At 60.3% G+C, this 19,506-nt stretch carries 18 protein-coding genes; 11 read left to right on the forward strand and 7 right to left on the reverse strand.

What is annotated here, in order from left to right; genetic code table 11:
* The first annotated feature begins 13 nt into the window (after positions 1-13).
* Positions 14-769, forward strand: a complete 756-nt coding sequence (locus tag EPD60_RS12385; RefSeq protein WP_131449789.1) for a DUF6089 family protein — start codon at positions 14-16, stop codon at positions 767-769.
* A gap of 225 nt (positions 770-994) precedes the next feature.
* Here the strand turns inward: EPD60_RS12385 and EPD60_RS12390 are convergent, their stop codons facing one another.
* From EPD60_RS12390 to EPD60_RS12400, 3 genes are all read right to left on the reverse strand, one after another.
* On the reverse strand, positions 995-1,660 hold the full coding sequence (locus EPD60_RS12390; protein WP_131449790.1) for a YceI family protein: 666 nt from the start codon (positions 1,658-1,660) through the stop codon (positions 995-997).
* Between the two features lie 44 nt (positions 1,661-1,704).
* Complete coding sequence (locus EPD60_RS12395) at positions 1,705-1,950, reverse strand: RNA recognition motif domain-containing protein (RefSeq protein ID WP_131449791.1); 246 nt, start codon at positions 1,948-1,950, stop codon at positions 1,705-1,707.
* A 65-nt stretch (positions 1,951-2,015) separates the two neighbouring features.
* Positions 2,016-2,303 (reverse strand): RNA recognition motif domain-containing protein, encoded by a 288-nt coding sequence (locus EPD60_RS12400; protein WP_131449792.1) that lies wholly within the window; start codon positions 2,301-2,303, stop codon positions 2,016-2,018.
* A 460-nt stretch (positions 2,304-2,763) separates the two neighbouring features.
* Here EPD60_RS12400 and EPD60_RS12405 point away from each other — a divergent pair, with 460 nt between their 5' ends.
* From EPD60_RS12405 to EPD60_RS12445, 9 genes are all read left to right on the forward strand, one after another.
* Complete coding sequence (locus EPD60_RS12405; protein WP_131449793.1) at positions 2,764-3,126, forward strand: hypothetical protein; 363 nt, start codon at positions 2,764-2,766, stop codon at positions 3,124-3,126.
* A gap of 142 nt (positions 3,127-3,268) precedes the next feature.
* Complete coding sequence (locus EPD60_RS12410; protein ID WP_165871531.1) at positions 3,269-3,481, forward strand: hypothetical protein; 213 nt, start codon at positions 3,269-3,271, stop codon at positions 3,479-3,481.
* 46 nt (positions 3,482-3,527) lie between these two features.
* Positions 3,528-4,847: a glycoside hydrolase 5 family protein gene (locus tag EPD60_RS12415; protein WP_131449795.1), complete on the forward strand. Its 1,320-nt coding sequence runs from the start codon at positions 3,528-3,530 to the stop codon at positions 4,845-4,847.
* A gap of 38 nt (positions 4,848-4,885) precedes the next feature.
* Complete coding sequence (locus EPD60_RS12420) at positions 4,886-6,259, forward strand: glycoside hydrolase family 5 protein (RefSeq protein ID WP_131449796.1); 1,374 nt, start codon at positions 4,886-4,888, stop codon at positions 6,257-6,259.
* A gap of 93 nt (positions 6,260-6,352) precedes the next feature.
* Positions 6,353-6,742, forward strand: coding sequence for a hypothetical protein (locus tag EPD60_RS12425; RefSeq protein WP_131449797.1), 390 nt, complete (start codon positions 6,353-6,355; stop codon positions 6,740-6,742).
* Between the two features lie 132 nt (positions 6,743-6,874).
* A complete protein-coding gene (locus tag EPD60_RS12430) occupies positions 6,875-7,957 on the forward strand; it encodes an efflux RND transporter periplasmic adaptor subunit (RefSeq protein ID WP_131449798.1) in 1,083 nt (360 codons plus the stop codon).
* Between the two features lie 21 nt (positions 7,958-7,978).
* A complete protein-coding gene (locus EPD60_RS12435; RefSeq protein WP_131449799.1) occupies positions 7,979-11,146 on the forward strand; it encodes an efflux RND transporter permease subunit in 3,168 nt (1,055 codons plus the stop codon).
* Positions 11,147-11,159: 13 nt separating this feature from the next.
* The gene (locus tag EPD60_RS12440; protein WP_243647825.1) at positions 11,160-12,569 is read left to right on the forward strand and encodes a TolC family protein; all 1,410 of its coding nucleotides are present in this window, start codon (positions 11,160-11,162) and stop codon (positions 12,567-12,569) included.
* A gap of 371 nt (positions 12,570-12,940) precedes the next feature.
* A complete protein-coding gene (locus tag EPD60_RS12445) occupies positions 12,941-13,702 on the forward strand; it encodes a LytR/AlgR family response regulator transcription factor (RefSeq protein ID WP_131449801.1) in 762 nt (253 codons plus the stop codon).
* Positions 13,703-13,836: 134 nt separating this feature from the next.
* On the opposite strand, the gene EPD60_RS12450 is transcribed toward EPD60_RS12445, so the two are convergent.
* The 4 genes from EPD60_RS12450 to EPD60_RS17010 form a co-directional block, all read right to left on the reverse strand.
* The gene (locus EPD60_RS12450; protein ID WP_131449802.1) at positions 13,837-14,238 is read right to left on the reverse strand and encodes a GxxExxY protein; all 402 of its coding nucleotides are present in this window, start codon (positions 14,236-14,238) and stop codon (positions 13,837-13,839) included.
* A 222-nt stretch (positions 14,239-14,460) separates the two neighbouring features.
* Positions 14,461-16,737: an ATP-binding protein gene (locus tag EPD60_RS12455; protein WP_131449803.1), complete on the reverse strand. Its 2,277-nt coding sequence runs from the start codon at positions 16,735-16,737 to the stop codon at positions 14,461-14,463.
* Between the two features lie 487 nt (positions 16,738-17,224).
* Positions 17,225-18,442, reverse strand: coding sequence for an aminopeptidase (locus EPD60_RS12460; protein ID WP_131449804.1), 1,218 nt, complete (start codon positions 18,440-18,442; stop codon positions 17,225-17,227).
* A complete protein-coding gene (locus tag EPD60_RS17010; protein ID WP_131448565.1) occupies positions 18,363-18,875 on the reverse strand; it encodes a hypothetical protein in 513 nt (170 codons plus the stop codon). The genes EPD60_RS12460 and EPD60_RS17010 overlap by 80 nt, the downstream gene beginning before the upstream one ends.
* Positions 18,876-19,103: 228 nt before the next feature.
* Between EPD60_RS17010 and EPD60_RS12465 the strand changes: the two genes are divergently transcribed.
* A partial coding sequence (locus EPD60_RS12465) for a hypothetical protein (RefSeq protein ID WP_131449805.1) occupies positions 19,104-19,506 on the forward strand: 403 nt, incomplete at its 3' end.

Consider the following 19,506-nt stretch of genomic DNA (forward strand, 5'->3'; position numbering starts at 1 on the left):
AACCCCATAACCAATGAAACACCGTCCAATGCTTCGCCCTTACCTGCTGGCCGCGGCCATCGCACTTGCCGCCCGCACTTCTGCCCAAAGCACCGAAACACCCAACGAGGTCGGCGCCGGGCTGGGCGCGATGATCTACCAGGGCGACCTCACACCATCGCCCGCCGGCTCGTACCGCACGGCACGTCCGGCGGTTGCTCTCTGGGCCGCCCGGCAGCTGACATCGCGCCTCGCGCTTCGCGCCACCCTGCAGCACGGCTCGGTGTACGGCGACGATGCGCGCTATACAGTGCCGGCCTGGCGCAGCGAGCGGGCCCTCCGGTTCAGCACGTCGGTTTCCGAGATTTCCCTGCAGGCCGTCTACCGCCCCGACAACCGCTGGCTGCTGCAGCCCTACCTTTTTGCGGGCGTCGGCTACGCCTTTGTAAAGGTGAACCGCGATGCCAGTGCCTTCAACACGGCCTTTTTCAATGGCGACAAGCGGGTGATGGATGGCCTCGCCACCGACCTGGCCACCGCGCCGCCGCGGGCCGTGCCCGTGGTGCCCCTCGGCGCGGGGCTGCGCTACAACCTCACCGAAGCCCTCTCGCTGCACCTCGAAACCTCCTACCGCCTCGCCCGCACCGACTACCTCGACGGCTTCAGCGCCGTGGGCAACCCGAAGCGCCTCGATCATTACCAGTCTTACATACTCGGAGCCAGCTGGCGCTTCGGCTCACCGGGTGGCGGAAGAGGAAAGTCGAAAGGTATCGGTTGCCCGCGGTGGTGATGGATGGCCGCGAGCGGCCTTTTTCACAACGGCGCAACGGCACGAAGGCGCGACGAATACATTTTTTTGCTTTCGCAAATGTTGCCCGTCCGGGTAAGCAGGAAAATAAAACATCGTGTCGTTGTGCCGCCGTGCCTTCGCGACCCGGGCCGTTTGCGGCCCGCTTCTCCACCACATGAAAAAGCCTCCCGCAGGGAGGCCATTTAGTTGTTCGCACCGGTTTTTTTATTGCTTCCGCGCCTGCAGGTCGAGCTCGATGTTCACGGTTTCGGAGATGAACTTGTCGCCGAGCGTTTTATCGTTACCGTAATTCATTTTCCACTGGCGGCGGTCGATGTCGAAATTGCTCTTTGCCTTGAGGGTATTGCCATCGAGGTCGATGCGGGCGGGAAAGGTGATGTTCTTCGTCACGTCTTTGAGGGTGAGGTTGCCGCTGACGGAGTAGTTGGCGCCCTGCACGATGGACGTGTCCTTGCTGCCGGGCTGATAGGGTGCTACTTTGGTGATCTCGAAGCGGGCACTGCCGAATTTGTTGGCGTCGAAGAAGTCGCCGCTCATGAGGTGCGGCCGCAGCTTGTCTTCGAACATCGATCCTTTCTGCTCGAGCTCCATCGAGTGGATATTGATGACGAAGTTGCCGCCGCTCACCGTGTTGCCGTTAAGGGCCACCGTGCCGGACGAAAGGCGGAAGATGCCCGGGTGGTTCTTGCCCACGCCATGACCGGTAAAGCGGATCCGCGAGGCCGCGGTATCTATGGTAAACACCGTACCGGTGGCAGCCGCGGTAGCCTGTTTGTCGGTGATGGTCGCATTGTCGCCCTTCGGCTGGTTGTCGGAGCAGGAGGCCGCCAGTAAGCCCAGCAGGAGGGGGAGGAGAAGCGTGCGGATCATATTGTTTTTCCCGCCTTGAGGCAAAAACCATGCGCACGCGAGCGCTACCAGGTGGGAGGAGCAATGGAAACGGCGAGGCTGCGGTTGCCGAAACGGCAGCCGTTGAGGTTGCTGAGGGCGGCTTCGGCTTGCCGGGTAACCGGCATCTCCACCAGTGCACGGCCGAGGTGGCGATGGCTGTTCTTGTCCCGCATAACTACTACGTCGCTGATCTCGCCATAAGGCCGGAAGAGGCGCCGTAAATCCGATTCGAGGAGATTGGGGTCCACGTTGTTAACCAGTAGCTGCATCGCAGATGTAAAAGGTGAAGCGTGTATAAAGAAAGAGGCCTCCCGTAGGAGGCCTCTCGGTATGCTTACCAGCGGTTGCGGGAGCCGCCGCCGTTATTGGACGGACGGTCTTCGCGCGGACGCGCTTCGGTTACGCGGATGTTGCGGCCTTCAACGGAGCCGTTGTCGAGCTCGGCGATTGCCTTGGTGGCGGCGGTGTCGTCGCTCATTTCTACAAAGCCGAAGCCTTTAGAGCGGCCGGTCAGCTTGTCCATGATTACTTTGGAAGACGTTACCTCGCCATAAGGAGTAAAGAACGATTTCAGGTCCTCATCCTGAATGTTGAAGTTGAGGTTTGATACGTAGATGTTCATACGTGGGAGTTGATGCAATAAAAAATGATCTGAGGAAAGCAGAGAGTAAGCGTGTAACTAAAGTGCGGAGGCAGGTTGAAGTGCGAAGCAGGATAATTAGCCGATACTAGATGCGTAGGCGCAGATGTTAACCAGGTGAAGCTAGTCTAAATAAACCCAATTGCCGCTAATTATTTGCTAAGATGCCCCCGCGGGCAGAAATAAAATGCCTTTTTGCGGCGAAACGGGGCTACCTTCATTGTTTGTTTCCGGACACAAATCGCTTCTTCCGCACTTAATCGCTTTACCCAAACCGATCTTCGCCCGGGGCATCCAGGTTCTTTGCCTGGCTGGCCGGCTGCCGGATGAAACGCGCCTGTGCCGCGGGCCCCGCGTCCCTGAAAGCTTCCCTGCGACCAACCGTCATACAAGCTTTACCCGGGAACCGGTGCCGCCGCCGGACCGTTAAAATGAACAAGTTATGACACAAGAAATGTATATCAACATCTGGCAAAAATACCTGCCCGTGATCCGCATCGTTATGAAGCGTGCACTGGCCGGCGACCAGGTTCTCAAACTGAATGTGCAGGATTTCGAGCGCCTTGGCCTCACCCGCAAGGCCGGCTATAAGTTCAGCCTCGGCGTCAGCAACGGCAAGCTCACCAATGTGATCGTCGACTTCCCCTTTGCCGCCGCCCTCGGCCAGGTGCTGGTGGAAGATGAGACGGTTCGCACCATTTCCGCCAACTGCGCCTACACCCTCAGCCTCAGCCCCCGCTTTGAACTGTCGGTAAGCCGCGTGGCCCTCAACGAGGACGCGCCCGTGAGCGATTCCAATGCCTGATCATCCTGCGGACGGGACCGCGTTTTCGTCCGCAGAGTTGTAATAAATAAGTTGGGAGCAACGCTCCCGCTGCAACGCCCGCCATCCCGCGGGCGTTTTGCATATCGTAAAAACACGTGCGGTTTTGCGTAAATTTACTATTTTGCGCCTCCAACCAAAACTGCCCATGCCCCAGGAAGTCCGTATCAATATGGTGCTCGAGATCCCCGACACCCAGTCTCCCGAAAGCGTTTTCCGGCTTTTCCGTCAATGGGCCGAAGCCAACGGCTGGAGCTACAGCGGCACCATCGGCGACAGTGCCCTGTCGTTTACCCCGGGTGATGAAGCTCTCCGCAACGGCGGCAAGGGTGCATAAAAAAAGTAGTTTTAGGGCGAACATCGGCTTCACCTAAAATACCGCCATGCTGCGCGCCCTTCTGTTATCCTGCTTCCTGATCCCGCTTTTGGCCGCCGCCCAGCCGGGCTTTGTATCCCGGAAGGAAGGCCGGCTCTGGCTGGACGGGCATCCCTATTATTTTTCCGGCACCAACTACTGGTACGGCGGATTGCTGCCGCTGCTGCCCGACCCGGCGCGGGGCATCGGCCGCCTCCGCCGCGAGCTCGACTTTCTGAAAGCCCACGGCATCACCAACCTGCGCGTGCTGGCCGGCGCCGAAGGGAGGGGCCTCATCAACGGCGTGCCCCGCGTGGGACCGCCGCTGCAGCCGCAAAAAGGCGTTTTCGACGCCCATGTCCTCGACGGACTCGACGTGCTGCTGGCCGAGCTTGCCAAGCGCGATATGAAGGCGGTGCTTTTCTTCAGCAACAACTGGGAGTGGAGTGGCGGCTTCCTGCAATACCTCAACTGGAACGGGCAGCTGGCCGACAGCGTGCTGCGGCGGCAGCTGGGCTGGGACGAGATGCGCGACATCATCAGCCGCTTTTATACCTGCGCACCCTGCCTTGCCGACTACCGCAGGCAGGTGGCTTATGTGCTGGCCCGTAGAAATACCGTCACCGGCAGGCGCTACGTGGACGACCCGGCTATCATGGCCTGGGAGCTGGTGAACGAGCCGCGGCCCATGCGTCCGGCCGCCAACGAGGCTTATGCCGCCTGGATCCGCGAAACGGCCGCCTTCATCAAGTCAAAAGACCGCCGCCACCTCGTAACGCTGGGCCACGAAGGCGTCATCGGCACGGAGAGCGCCACCCTGTTTGAGCAGGTGCACAGCGGCCCCAACGTGGATTACCTGACCATTCACATCTGGCCGCGCAACTGGGGCTGGGTGCAACGCGACAGCCTCGCCGCCGGTTACGGGCAGGCCGCGGCAAAGACCGGGGCCTACATCCGCGAGCACATCGCCATCGCGGAGCGGCTCCGCAAGCCGCTCGTGCTGGAGGAGTTCGGCTTCCCGCGCAACGACACGCGTTTTACACCCGGCACCGCCACCACCCTCCGCGATCACTATTATGACCTTGTATACGGCTACCTGCAGCGCAGCGCCGACAGCAGCGGGGTGATCGCCGGCGCGAGCTTCTGGGCCTTCAACGGGAGCGCACGTCCCATGCCGGGGCAGGTATTCTGGAAGCCTGGTGATGATTATATGGGCGACCCGCCCATGGAAGAGCAGAGCCTTTATGGTGTGTACGACAACGACAGCAGCACCTGGGCCTTGCTGGACCGATACAGCAAGCGGCTGCCGCGTGTTGCCGCAAAGCCCGGCAATCGCGCGAAGAAGTAACGTCGCTACCTTTCACCCACGCCAAAATCTCCGGGGTTATGGGTATCGAATTTAAATGCGTTTTAAAACAAAAATGGGTCTTGCTGCTCATGCTGCTGGCTGTGGGCTTGCTGGTGCAGGCACAGCCGGTGCGGGTGCACGGCGCGCTTTCGGTGAAGGGCACGCAGCTGGTTGATGGTGGGATGCATCCCGTAGTTCTACGGGGCATGAGCTTTGGCTGGGATATGTGGCACCCACGCTTCTATAATGAAGGTGCTGTGGGCTGGCTGGCCCGCGACTGGAGCTGCAGTGTGGTGCGCGCCGCCATGGGTATCGAGCCGGAGCGGGGCTACCGCGACAACCCCGAGGCGTCGAAGGCACGCGTGGAGGCCGTCATCCGCGGTGCAATCGATGCGGGCATTTACGTGATCGTAGACTGGCACAGTCACAACCGCAACGAAGCAGAAGCGGTTGCCTTCTTTTCGGAGATGGCGAAGAAGTGGGGTGCTTACCCGAATGTGATCTGGGAGCTCTTCAACGAGCCCGACCACGAATCCTGGGCCGAGGTGAAGCAATATGCGCAGGCCGTGATCGCGGCCATCCGCGCACAGGATCCCGATAATGTCATCCTCGTGGGCAGCCCGCACTGGGACCAGGACCTGCACCTGGCCGCCGCCGATCCCATCCGCAGCGTGCGCAACCTGATGTACACGATGCACTTCTACGCGGCCGTGCACAAAGGCTGGCTGCGCGAGCGCTGCGAAGAGGCTTTGCGCAAAGGCCTGGCCATCTTTATTTCGGAATGCGCCGGCACGGAAGCCACCGGCGACGGCTCTTTCGACCTCGACGAATGGAACCGCTACATCGAATGGGCGGAGGCGCGGCGCATCAGCTGGGTGATCTGGTCGGTGTCGGACAAAGTGGAGTTCTGCTCGGTGCTGCTGAAGACGGCACCTTCCGACGGCAATTGGCAGGAAAAGGACCTGAGCGAGTCGGGCCGGCTGGCGCGGGCGTACCTGCGGCGCTATAACGGGAAGAGTGCCGGCGACCTGCTGGTGGCCGGTGAGCTGCGCCCGGCCGGCGCGGCGGCACTGCGCCGCCTGGGCGGTCTTGAGCTGACGGCGCCTGCGGCCTGCTTCGCTATTGCCTTCACCGGGCCCGAATGCCGGGTGGTGACGGAGGTGCCGGCGGGCCAGCCGAACGGTTACCTGCAGTTGGCGGTCGACGGCCGGAAGGTCGTCCGGGTGCCGTTGCGTGCAGGGTCCGATACGGTATTGATCCGTGGCGGCGCGGGCGGGCCGCACCGCGCCTGGGTGGGCACCGACCCCGAAACCGGCTCCTTATTTATCCGCGAAGTGCGCGGCAAGGCCCTGAAGCCGCTGATTACCGCGCAGCGCGCCGGTCTCCAAAAATCTCCATCCGGGTATAAATAAGCGACCGTTCGCCGTGGTTAAAGGCAACTTTCACGAAGTTTTCGCATTGAGATTTCGGTGCTTTCTAATGTCCGCTTAATTTTGGCCCCGCTGATGAGACTGCTATTTTCCATCCTGACGTTTCTCTGTGTGCACCTGCTGGGTGTGCCGGTGCATGCGTACGCCGGGAGCCGCGCTTCCGAAGTAAGGACTGGAAAGGCGGTAACCCACATCATCAATACCACGAAAGCGCAGGCGGACATTGCCACCGCCGAGGAGCCGGGTGAGGAGTTTGCCCGCTTCGACAGCGCCGAGGATCCCGACGACGACGACGATCCCATCACCCGCAGGCAGCTCCAGCTGGCCGACTATGTGCCCGACGATTCCCGCGCACTCATCCTGAGTTGCCTCAGCAGCACCTACGAGCAATCGTTCATCATCTCGCGGCAGCCGCTCTTCTTTGGCACCGCGATATACATCGCCCAGCGCGTGCTCCGTCTCTGATTTCCTATCTATATCCGCTGCCGGGCCACCCTGTGCCCTGAGGCCAACGTATGCGCATGCCCCAACCCGCCGGGCAGTGCCTTGTGTTTTTTCCCCTGAAGCCTTTCCCGCTTAATAATCATTTAGCTTTCCATGAAACAATTTGTATTGCTCCCGGGCCTGCTGGCCCTGCTGTGCCTTTGCAGCTGCGCATCGCGTCACACCGAAAAAGAAGAGACGCCGAAGTACGCCGTGACCAAGCCGCTCGAAACCGACACCACCTTCGTTAAGGAGTACGTGTCGCAGATCCGCTCCGTCCGCAACATCGAGATCCGCGCCCAGGAAAAGGGCTACCTCCAGAATATCTATGTCGACGAAGGCCAGTCGGTACGCGCCGGGCAGCTCCTGTTCCGCATCATGCCCAAACTCTACGAGGCCGAATACCTGAAGGCCCAGGCCGAAGCACGCCAGGCGGAGATCGAATACCAGAACACCAAGGTGCTCGCCGACAAGAACGTAGTGTCGAAGAACGAGCTGGCCATGGCGGCCGCGAAGCTCGATAAGGAGCGCGCCGAGGTGTCGCTCGCGAAGCTGCACCTTTCGTTCACCGAGATCCGCGCGCCGTTTGCCGGCACCATCGACCGCCTGCCGCTGAAGCTCGGTAGCCTCGTAGACGAAGGCGCCCTGCTCACCAGCCTGTCGGACAACAGCCAGATGTTTGCCTACTTCAACGTATCGGAGCCGGAATACCTCGATTATAAAACTAACTCGGCGAAGCGGGGCAGCAGCACCGTGAACCTGCTCATGGCCAACAACCAGCCGCTCCGCTATGCGGGCAACGTGGAAACCATCGAAAGCGAGTTCGACCACGAGACGGGCAATATCGCCTTCCGCGCGCGCTTTCCCAACCCCGACCAGCTGCTGCGCAACGGCGAGACCGGCAAAGTGCGGATGACCGTGCCGATGAAGAACGTGCTCATTATCCCGCAAAAGGCAACCTACGAGATCCAGGACAAGATCTACGTGTTCGTGGTGGGTCGTAACGGCGTGGTGAAATCGCGCAACATCACCGTGGCCGGTGAGATGCCCGACCTCTATGTCGTGACGGGCGGTCTTTCAGCCGACGAGCAGATCCTGCTCGAAGGCGTGCAGAAAGTAAAAGACGACAGCAAGATCGAAACCGAATACCAGTCACCCCGGGAAGTAATGGCGCGTCTCCGCCTGAAGGCCGAATAAGGCTTCCCCAAACCGATCCCCATGTTTCTCCGATTTATAAAAAGGCCCGTCCTTTCCATCGTTATTTCCCTCATCATCGTGTTCCTCGGCGCGCTGGCGATCCACAGCCTGCCGGTGACACAGTTTCCCAACATCTCGCCGCCGAAGGTGAACGTCACCGCCGATTATCCCGGCGCCAACGGCGAGCTCATGACCAAGGCGGTGCTCATCCCGCTGGAACGCGCCATCAACGGCATTCCCGGGCTTAAGTACATCGCCTCCGACGCCGGCAACGACGGTGAAGCTTCCATCCAGGTGGTGTTCAACCTCGGCACCGACCCCAATATCGCCGCCGTGAACGTGCAGAACCGCGTGGCCTCGGTGGTGAACAAGCTGCCGCCGCTGGTGGTACGCGAAGGCGTCAAGATCACCCGCGAAGAGTCGAACATGCTGATGTACGTAAACCTGTACAGCACCGACAAGGATATGGACCAGAAGTTCCTGTTCAACTTCGCCGACATCAATATCCTCTCCGAGCTGAAGCGCGTCAACGGCGTGGGCTTCGCCGACATCCTCGGCAACCGCGAATACGCGATGCGTATCTGGCTCAAGCCCGACCGCATGCAGGCCTACAAGATCTCCGCCGACGAAGTGATGAAGGCCCTCGACGAGCAAAGCCTCGAAGCCTCGCCCGGTAAGACCGGTGAGAGCTCGGGCAAGCGCTCCCAGTCGTTCGAGTATGTATTGAAGTACCCCGGCCGCTTCACCACCAAGGAAGGCTACGAGAACATCGTGCTGCGCTCGAGCGCCGACGGTGAGCTGCTGCGCCTCAAAGACGTGGCCAACGTGGAGTTCGGAAGCTCCATGTACGATATCTACTCGACCCTCAACGGGCGCTCCTCCGCGGCCATCGTGCTGAAGCAATCCTACGGCTCCAACGCCAGCCAGGTGATCGCCGATGTAAAAGCGAAGCTGAAAGAAATCAAGGCCACCTCCTTCCCGAAAGGACTCGACTACGAAATTTCCTATGACGTATCCAAGTTCCTCGACGCTTCCATCGAGAAGGTGATCCACACCCTCGTGGAAGCTTTTATCCTCGTGGGCATCGTGGTGTTCCTCTTCCTCGGCGACCTGCGGTCCACCATCATACCGGCCATCGCCGTACCGGTGTCGCTGATCGGCACCTTCTTCTTCATGCAGTTCTTCGGCATCACGCTCAACCTCATCACGCTTTTCGCCCTCGTGCTCGCGATCGGTATCGTGGTGGATGACGCGATCGTGGTGATTGAGGCGGTGCACGCCAAGATGGAGCAGGAGCACTGCTCGCCCTACAAGGCAACCAAGATGGCCCTGCACGAGATCAGCGGCGCCATCGTCGCCATTACCTTCCTGATGGCGGCGGTGTTCATCCCCGTGGCCTTCATGTCGGGACCCGTGGGCATCTTCTACCGCCAGTTCTCCATCACGATGGCAACATCCATCATCCTTTCGGGTGTGGTGGCCCTGACGCTGACGCCGGCGCTCTGCGCCATGATCCTGAAGAACAACCACGGCAAGGCCCCTCGCGGACCCGTGGCCCGCTTCATCGGGGCATTCAACCGCGGCTTCGACCGCACGCAGGGCCGCTACCAGCGCCTGCTCGGCAAGATCATCAGCCGCCGTGTGCTCACCTTCGGGGTGCTGCTTGCCTTTTGCGTCGGCACTTACTTCGTAAGCAACAGCCTGCCCACGGGTTTCATCCCGAACGAAGACCAGGGCATGTTCTACGCCATCATCCAGACGCCGCCGGGCTCTTCGCTCGAGCGCACCAACGACGTGGCACTGCGCCTGCAGAAGATTGCCGAAGACGTGGAAGGCGTGCAGTCGGTGTCGTCGCTGGCGGGCTACGAGATCCTGTCGGAAGGTACCGGCTCCAACACCGGCACCTGTCTTGTCAACCTTAAAGACTGGTCGGAGCGCAAGCATTCCTGCGCCGAGATCATGAAGGAGCTGGAAGAAAAATCCAGCGGGATCACCGGCGCCAACATCGAGTTCTTCGGCCCGCCGGCCGTGCCCGGCTATGGCGCCGCGGGTGGCTTCGAGCTGCGCCTGCTCGACAAGGCCGGCTCCGGCGACTACAAGCGGATGGAAACCGTGGCGAACGACTTCGTGAAGGAGCTGGAGAAGCGCCCCGAGCTCGCATCGGTGTTCACCTTTTACAGTGCCTCCTTCCCGCAATACATGCTGCGGATCGACAACGACATCGCGCAGCAGAAAGGCGTGTCCATCGACAATGCCCTCAACACGCTGTCGACCCTGATTGGCTCCAACTACGAAACAAGCTTTATCAAGTTCGACCGCCAGTACAAGGTGATCGTGCAGGCTTCGCCCGAATACCGCGCCCTGCCCGAAGACATCCTCAAGCTGTACGTGAAGAACGAAAAGGGCGAGATGGTGCCGTTCTCTGCATTCATGAAGATTGAAAAGGTATACGGCCTGTCGGAGATCACGCGGCACAATCTGTACAACGCCGCCGAGATCAGCGGCGCATCCGCGCCGGGCTACAGCTCGGGTGCCGCCATCGCAGCGATACGCGAGGTGGCCGCTAAATCGCTTCCCCGCGGCTTCGGCATCGACTGGGCCGGTATCTCGGCCGACGAGGTGGCGCGCGGCAACGAGGCGATCTACATCTTCCTCATCTGCCTCGGCTTCGTCTATCTCGTTCTGGCCGCGCAGTACGAAAGCTTTATCCTGCCGCTGGCTGTGATCCTGTCGCTGCCGGTTGGTGTGTTCGGCTCCTTCCTGCTGCTGAAGGTGATGGGCCTCGAAAACAACATCTATGCGCAGGTGGCGCTGGTGATGCTGATCGGCCTCCTCGGCAAGAACGCGGTGCTCATCGTGGAGTTTGCCACGCAGAAGCATTCGGAGGGTGAAACGGTGCTGCGCGCCGCCATGCAGGGCGCCGTCATCCGCTTCCGTCCCATCCTGATGACCTCCTTTGCCTTCATCGCAGGTCTTATCCCGCTGGTAGTGGCGAGCGGCCCGGGCCGCATCGGCAACCGCACCATCGGCACCGCCGCCGCGGGCGGCATGCTGTTCGGCACCATCTTCGGCGTGCTCATCATACCCGGACTCTATTACATTTTCGGATCCATTGCACAGCGCTTTGTACTGGTGCGCGGTGAAAAAGAAGAACCACTAACAGAAGAAATAGAACATGAATATGCTTAAGCAAACTATAGGAATGGCCGCTGCGATCGGGTGCCTGCTGCTGGCGAGCTGCAAGGCCCCGGCGCTGGTGCAGGTGAAGGAGAACCGGGATACGCCGGCCCGCTTTGCGGGCGGCGGCAGCGACACCACTTCCACCGCGGCAACACCCTGGCGGGCCGTCTTCACCGACCCCGACCTGGTGCGCCTCATCGACACGGCGCTGGCCCGCAACCAGGAGCTGCAGATCACCCTGCAGGAGCTCACCATCGCCCGCAACGACATCCGCATCCGGCAGGGACGGCTCCTGCCTTTTGTAACCGGCCGCGTAGGCGTCGGCGCCGAGAAGGTAGGCCGCTACACCAGCCAGGGCGCGGGCGACGCCGCCACCGAGATCGAACCCGGCAAAGAGATGCCCGAAGTGCTGAAGGATTACACCGGCGCGGTGTATGCCACCTGGGAAGCCGACATCTGGAAGAAGCTGCGCAACGCCAAGGCAGCTGCCGTGCGGCGCTACCTGGCCAGCGTGGAAGGCCGCAACTTCGTGCAGACCGAGCTGGTGGGCGAGGTGGCCGAGGCGTATTATGAACTGCTGGCGCTCGACAACCAGCTGGCGATCATCCGCCAGAACATCCAGCTGCAGCAGAACGGCCTCGAGATCGTGCGGGTGCAGAAGCAGGCCGCGCGCGTGACCGAGCTGGCGGTGCAGAAGTTTGCCGCCGAAGTGCTGCACTCGCAAAGCCTCGAATGGGAAACGCGGCAGCGGATCGTGGAGACCGAAAACCGGATCAACTTCCTGCTGGCCCGCTTTCCGCAGCCGATACCGCGCAGCCGCACGCCGCTGCTGGAGCTGGCGCCGCCGCCGGTGCAGGCCGGACTTCCGGCGCAGCTGCTCGCCAACCGCCCCGATATCCGGCGCGCCGAGCAGGAGCTGGCCGCCGCCAGGCTGGACGTGCAGGTGGCACGAGCCGAGTTCTTCCCCTCCCTGGGCATCACGGCCGGACTCGGCCTGCAGGCTTTCCGCCCTTCCTACCTGGTAAAGTTCCCCGAGTCGGTGCTCTTTTCGCTGGCCGGCGACCTGGCGGGTCCGCTGATCAACAAGTCGGCGATCAAGGCTGAATTCAGCAGCGCCAACGCGCGGCAGCTGCAGGCCCTGTACAACTACGAGCGCACCGTGCTCAATGCCTACCTGGAAGTGGCCACGCAGCTGTCCAACATCGAGAACCTGGGCAAAAGCTATGGCTACAAGGAGCAGGAGGTGGCGGCACTGACGACGTCGATCGACATCTCCAACACCCTCTTCACCTCGGCGCGTGCCGACTACCTGGAGGTGCTGATGACGCAGCGCGACGTGCTGGCGGCGAAGCTGGAGCTGGTAGAAACGAAGCGCGGCCAGCTGGCGGCGGCGATCAATATGTACCGCGGGCTGGGCGGTGGCTGGCGTTAAAATCCACGAAAGACCATCATAGATAAGGGCCGGCATTGCCGGCCCTTATTGCGTGGAGGGCATAAAAAAAAGCCGTCCTTGCGGAAGCGGCTAGAAGGAGGTTGAAGGCGACGGTCATTCTACTTACTGGCAAACCGCCGGCCTTTCATCCATCCAAAGCAGCTATGGTAATGAAGTGAACAGATTCGGAATTAGTTGGTTTATTGAGCGACTTTGTGTGGTCCAGGCGACCCCGGCTGCTTCGGATATGAAGGTGCGGGCTATTATTCATCGCATTTTTACAAATTGACGTAGTGCTTATTGTCGTGGAGCAAACCGGGTGGCCGGTGGATGAAATGCGGCCGTACATTCGCGATACCTTATTTTAGCTGATGCCCGCCGAAAGATATACCTGCCTTATTGCCGACGACTCCATGATTGACCGCGACCTGCTGGAGCTGCACATCAGCAAAATCGGGGCGCTCGAGCTCGTGGCAGTGTGCGCCAATGGCCTGGAGGCCGCCAACATCCTGCGGGGCAAGCCGGTGGACATCGTCTTCAGCGATATCGATATGCCCGAGCTCTCGGGGATGGAACTCATTCAAAGCCTGCAGAACCCGCCGGTATTCATCTTCATCAGCGCCCACCCCGAGCATGCCGCCGAGAGCTTCAACCTCGACATCATCGACTTCATCGTAAAGCCGGTAACGCTGCCCCGCGTAATGAAGGCCGCCGAAAAGGCCATCACCTACCTGCGGCTCAAAAAAGAACAGGCCGCGCCGGGTGCAACGGGCACCGAAACAGCGGCGCCCGATGCCGGCGACAATTACTTCTATATCAAGGAAGGCACCGGCTATGTGCAGGTGGCCTATGCCGATGTGCTCTATATCGAAAGCATGGGCAACTTCAGCCGCATACAGACGGTTTCGGGGAAAAAGCTGATGACCCTGGTGGGTCTCAAGAACATGGAGCAACAGCTCCCGGCGACGGAATTTCTGCGCGTGCACAAGCAATACATCGTCAACCTGCGGCACATCGTCTCCCTGTCGGCCGACGGGCAGATCACGATGCGCAACGACGAGCCGATCGCCACCGGTAGCCTTTACCGCGCTAAGCTGCTGGAGCTGGTCAACCGCCGGACCTTGCAGCGTTGAGGCTTTCGAGGCCTGCGGCCTCTCATTTTTCACGATGGCACGACGGCACTACGGCACGACGGGGATTTTTTGTTCACCACAGAACATAGCGGCTCATATCAAGTAACTGTCGTGCCGTAAAAAGCATGCGGCGCTCATTCCTGCACGGGGATGATAAAGTCATTTACCACCCGGCGAATGCCATCGCGCAGCAACGGCACTCCGAAGTTGATCAGCAAACCAAGCCGGATTCGCGAAAGCCGGAGATAGGAGATGACCGTTCTGTAATATTCCTTATGCAGGTCGGTCTGCGACTTGAGCTCTACCAGCACAGTGTGGTTTACAATGAGGTCGGCACGGCAGGCTCTTGGTCGCCGCAAACTTTCGTGTACAAGAGGAATATGCTGCTGGCGCTGTACATGAAACCCTCGCTTCTTTAGCTCGTATTCCATCAGGTCTTCGTAAATACTTTCCAGCAGCCCCGGGCCATAAAGGCGATGCAGGTAATAGGCAACGTCCAGAATCGCCGCCGCAATCACTTCCTGGTCTGTGATCATAGATTTTGATTTACACGCAAGTTCTTTCCATTCTTCTGTAGAACCTTGTGTAAACATTCAGGAATCAGTGGTGTTTTTCCCAAGAAATCGTGCTGAAAGTTCTCCGGGCCATTCCGAAAGAGCGCAACGATCCGACCTACAGCATTTTGTAAAAAAATGAAAACGTCGTGCCGTTGTGCCGTCGCGCCGTTGTGAACTCAAGGCTGCCTGCAGCCTATCCATCTAGCTATTGGGAAGCGTCACACTAAAACGCGTGCCCTGCTCCTGGCGGCTGGCCGTGATGCTTCCCTGGAGCTGCTCCACGAAGGTCTTGCAGAGCAGCAGGCCGAGGCCGGTGCCTTTTTCATTGGCGGTGCCACGGCGGCTGTCGGTGACCCCTGTATAATTACTGTTGAAGCGTGCGGCCATCTCCTCGCTCATCCCGATGCCGTCGTCGATGATATCGATGCAGACGTCCTTGCCCGTCGACAGGGCGCGCACGCCTACGGTGCCGCCGTCGTTCGCGTATTTGGCGGCATTGCTCAGGAGGTTGCGGAGCACCACGCTCAGCATGTTGCGGTCGGTGTGGACCACGAGATTTTCCGGGATGGCCAGCTGCAGTTGCACATGCTTGCTTTCCAGGTGGTGGCTGATGGTGTGCAGCACTTCTTCGGCCAGGGGGCGCAGCGCTACGGGCTCGGTGGACGCACGGAAACCTTTCATCTGCGAGGCGGCCCAGATAAGCAGGTTGTTCATCAGCGTGGAGGTATGCGTGAGGCTCGACTTGAGTTCGCCGGCATAAGCAGCAAGCTTTTCCTGCCGCAGGTTGCCGCCTTCGAGCAGTTGGATGAAGGATACCAGCGAGCTCACCGGCGCGCGCATATCGTGGCTTACCACGCCGAATATCTTGTCTTTGACCACGGACAGCTGCTGCAGTTCTTCTTTCTGCGCGTTGATGATGCGGTTGAGGCGCCTTGTTTTGGCGCGATCGTAAAAAATCAACCCGGCAAGACCCGTGAGCAGCAGCAGGGCGATGATGAAAACGCCCTGCACTTTTTTGTCGGTGGCGAGCTGCAGCTGCTGGCTGCTGATCTTGCGGTTGCTTTCGGCGCGCTCGAAGCCGGCGCGCAGCAGGTGCTTGTCGAGCTCGGCCTCCTTGCGGTCGCGGGCGATCTGGAGCGCCTGCTGCCGCTGCAGGTAGGAAAGGCGCTGCAGGTCTTTTTCCTTGCTGATCAACTCCACTTTCTGTTGCTCCACCAGCAGCTGTTGCTGGCGCTGGGCGGCGAGCAGCAGTTGCTGCTTCAGCTTGCCGTCGGTGAGTTGCTGCTGCAGGCGGTAGTCGTTTTCGCGGATGGAGAAATCGAGCTTCAGCTGGCGGCGCGTGATGTCTTTTTCCTTTTCGGCGTTGAGCACCTGCTCTTTGAGCGCCACGTGGCTGCGGAAATAATAAAGGGCGCTGTCGGCCATCCCTTTGCGCTCGTAGAGGGTGCTGAGGGCTTCGGCGGCTTCCTGCTCGTTGCTGAGGATGCCGGCGCCGGCGCTCACCCGGAGGCATTCCAGCAGGGCGGCGCGGGCGCGGTCCAGCTCGCCGGTGCGGAGCCCGAAACTGCCCGTGGCCAGCAGCACGTTGACCAGGTCGGGGATGTCGCCGCTGCGCCGCGCGATCTGCACCGCCAGCTCAAAGTGACGCGCGGCGGACGACAGGTTGCCTTCGTCCTGGTACCAGCGGGCGATATTGGTGTACACTTCGGCCTGCAGCGACTTTGCGCTTTCGGCATGCTCGGTGATGTACAGGGCCTGCTGCAGGTATTCGAGGGCGAGCTTCCTTTTTTCGGCGGGGTCGATGCCGTTGTGGCGCAGGTCGGCGTCGCTGGCGGAGGAGAGGCTGCCGGCGAGGCTGCTATAGGCGAGCGCGGTGCCATAATGCAGGCCCTTGCTTACCGTGTTGAAGATGGCCAGTGCCTTGCGCTTGTACTCGATGGCCTTGTCCTGCTGCTGCATGTCGCCATACACAATGCCGATGTTCATATACGAGCTGCTGGCATTTTCGGTGTCGCCCATTTCGTTGTACAGGTTGATGGCCTGCTGGCTGGCGTCGAGCGATTTGGGATAGTCGGTGATGGACGAATAAAGCGCGCTCAGGTTCAGGTAAATGCCCGCGAGAAAAGGCTTGTCGCCAGTGCGCTGTGCCGCTGCGATGGCTTTTTCGTAATAACCCACGGCGGCCAGGTAGTTGGCAGCGCCGTGGTAGCATACGGCGAGGCGGCGGTATACGCCGGGCAGGAGGCGCTGCCCGGGAAGGGCGCGTGCCACCTCCACCGCGCGGGCACCCCAGGCCTCCATCTGCGTGTAATTCTTCATCCGCGCATACTGGCGAAGGACGGCCGTTAGCTGCATCACCTTGGCGGAGTCCTGCCTCGGGTTGGCCGCCACGATGGCCAGCAGGCTGTCGATGGGCGCCTGCTGGGCGCTGCCGTACAGTCCGGACAATAGAAGCAGGATAACGCACAATCGTCTCATGTGAATGCAGCTAAGTTTGGTGGGCTTCGTCGGCGGCGGGTGAAGGGTAGTCTGTAAAGTTAGGGTTTCTAGCGGGTTGATGTGACGGCCGCAAGCGGCCGCTGTTCGCTACGGCACGACGACACGACGGCACGACGTTATCAGGAAGGCGTCTCTGAATCGCCGTGGAGAGATCCCGATGCCGCGCATCGGGATGACAAGTCTTGGGTAATATACCGGGCGGCAGTCGCAAGTCCGGGAGCAGCACCACGGGCCGCCCTGTTCCTTTCTTTAAGCCCCTGTCATCCTGATCGCTTGCGATCGGGATCCTATTACCGCCGCGGCCCCGGAAGAAATTTAGAGACGATGTTTTATAAGCGCTTCAGGAGCTCGATTGACCTTCAACCTACACCCCGGGATGGGTTTGCTTACAGGCAAGGTTTTTTCGTCGCGCCGTCGGGCCGTAGTGCCTTTGTGCAAAAAAAAGGGCCGCAAGGCCCTCGCTGACTTAATCCAGTTGAAACTCCCCGTCTTTATAAATCACCCGCTCGCTGCCATCCGCAAGCGTAGCCGTTACGGTGCGGTTGGCGGTGCTGATGATATCGGTATGCACCTTGGGGCAGCTGTTATAACCCATGGCTGCCCACTGCTCGTCGGGGATGGCGGAGAAGTCGCCGGGGTAGGTGTCTTTGTAGGCGTTGCCCAGCGCGATGTGGGTGTTGCCGTTGGCGCCGCCCATGTTCTCATCGTACAGCGTGGTGGCCATGAAGCGGGTGATGCGCGAGTGGCGGCGGTCGGTGAGGGAGAACTCGCCCACCTTGTCGGCATTCTCCTGCGCGATCATTTCCCGGAGTGCCTCTTCATTTTCGGTGGCGGTGGCTGACACCACGATGCCTTTTTCAAAATTCAGCTCGATGCCGGCGATGCGCTTGCCCGAATAATACAGGGGCTGGTTGAAGCGGATCCATCCCTCGGTGCCGCGCCAGTCGGGCGAGGTGAAGATCTCGAAGCTCGGGATGTTCTTGCCGCCACCGGAGAGCCACTTGCGGTTGGGGCCGATCTGCACGCGCAGGTCGAGGTCGGCGCCGGTGAGGTGGAGGCTTTCGATGGCGAGGGCGTCGAGCTTGTCCTTGATGGTTTCGATCTCGGCCTGCACCTGGCGCCAGCGGGCCACGGGATCGTCTTCGCGGAGGTAGCAGGCTTCGATGATCTGCTCCCAGTAGTCTTCGAGGGACAGGCCCGCCTCGTCGGCCATCGACCGGGTGCCATAGAGGCAGAGCGTCCACGACAGCCTGCCGGCGGCTTCCTTTTCCTCGCGCATCTTCATGTAGGGCGCGCGGGCGCTCATCATGCGGCTGATACGTGCCGCGGGGATGCCCTCGAGGTAGTGCACGTCGGGCTCCGACACGATGAACAGGATATGATCGGTGGCCTCGACGATGCCGCGCCAGTAGGGTGCGGCAAAGAAGCCCACCTGCTCTTCGGAGCCTTGCTGCAGCAGGTAGCGGGCCAGCGAGTCGGCCTGCGTATTATCGGGGCTGTAATTGGTAATGAGATTGCCGCCGGCGGCATACACTTCGCGGCCGATGGCGAGAAAGAGGTCACGGGTGCATTCCTGCCCTACGAGGAAGACGGTATCACCCGCGTTAATGCCCTTGCCGTGGTTGAGGGCATAGCGCACCATTACCTGGGCGTATCTGGAAAGAAGGTCCTTTGATAATTGCATGGAAAGGGGTTTCGACGAAGATAGGGTGGGGCGGTCTTGTCGCCAGTGGCGGAGGCTGCAAGCAGCCTTGGATCACGACGGCGCGACGGCACGACGGCACAACGTTTTTTTCTTTTGATAAAAAACGCTCATCGTCATTTGGCTGGAGAAAAGTGATTTTGGATAAACCGGGTTCAACATTATTGACGAAAAAGTGCCCATAAGTTTTTTCCTCCGTCGTGCCGTTGTGCCGCCGTGCCGTCGTGAACCAACGGGTCGCAGGCCCGGTGTTGCCGCAGATTGTTAACACCTTGTGAACGCCTCCGGGCAAGCATAAAGCTTTCCATTCGCCATCTAATGGTTTCTGCCTGTTTGCGGCTAATGCGATACTCCGGGCAAGCTTCAAAAAAGCGCCGAAACCATGTAAAAATGCGGCTTTGGACCATCGCTTCATTAGAGGCCTCTAATCGCTAAAACCTAATACTGGCGCGGGTTTTCGGGCATGCGTACCCGTTGAAAAAGGGCCTCACCCCCCAAAAATCCCTGTTGGCCCCGTGATCGGCCGGGCCCATCTAAAGTCAAAGCAAATCGCCATTTGTGGGGACTACTTTTACACCGCGCCGCAAGGCATTGACCGCCGCAAGGCATTAACCTAACCGTTCACCACTTAACCTAACCTCCGATGAAACAACACCGCGTTTCGAGCCTGGCATTCCTGTGCCTCGCACTGAGTACGACAGTCATCTCCTGTAAGAAGGATGACATTCTCCCGGCCGATCAGCAAGTGACAGCGACCCCCACTCCCGGCATCAGCACCGAAGGCCTCGCCGCCAATGCTACAGGGACCAACACCCTCGCTACGACAGCCACCACCGCCAACACCGGATTTGTGCTGCCTTACTACCGCTCCATCAACTGGGACGGCCGCGCCGACGGTCTCTACAGCCAGACGCAGGCAAGCGCCGACCTCGGCCCCACCGCCTACTGGAAAGTGACCTCCGCTTCGCAGACCCAGACCTACAGCAAAATGCTGCAGACGACCCTGCTGAAGAACGCCCTCACGGCGGGCGGCGTTTTCTCGAAGA

Origin of the sequence: Flaviaestuariibacter flavus (assembly GCF_004337505.1) — a bacterium.
GTDB lineage: Bacteria > Bacteroidota > Bacteroidia > Chitinophagales > Chitinophagaceae > Flavisolibacter > Flavisolibacter flavus.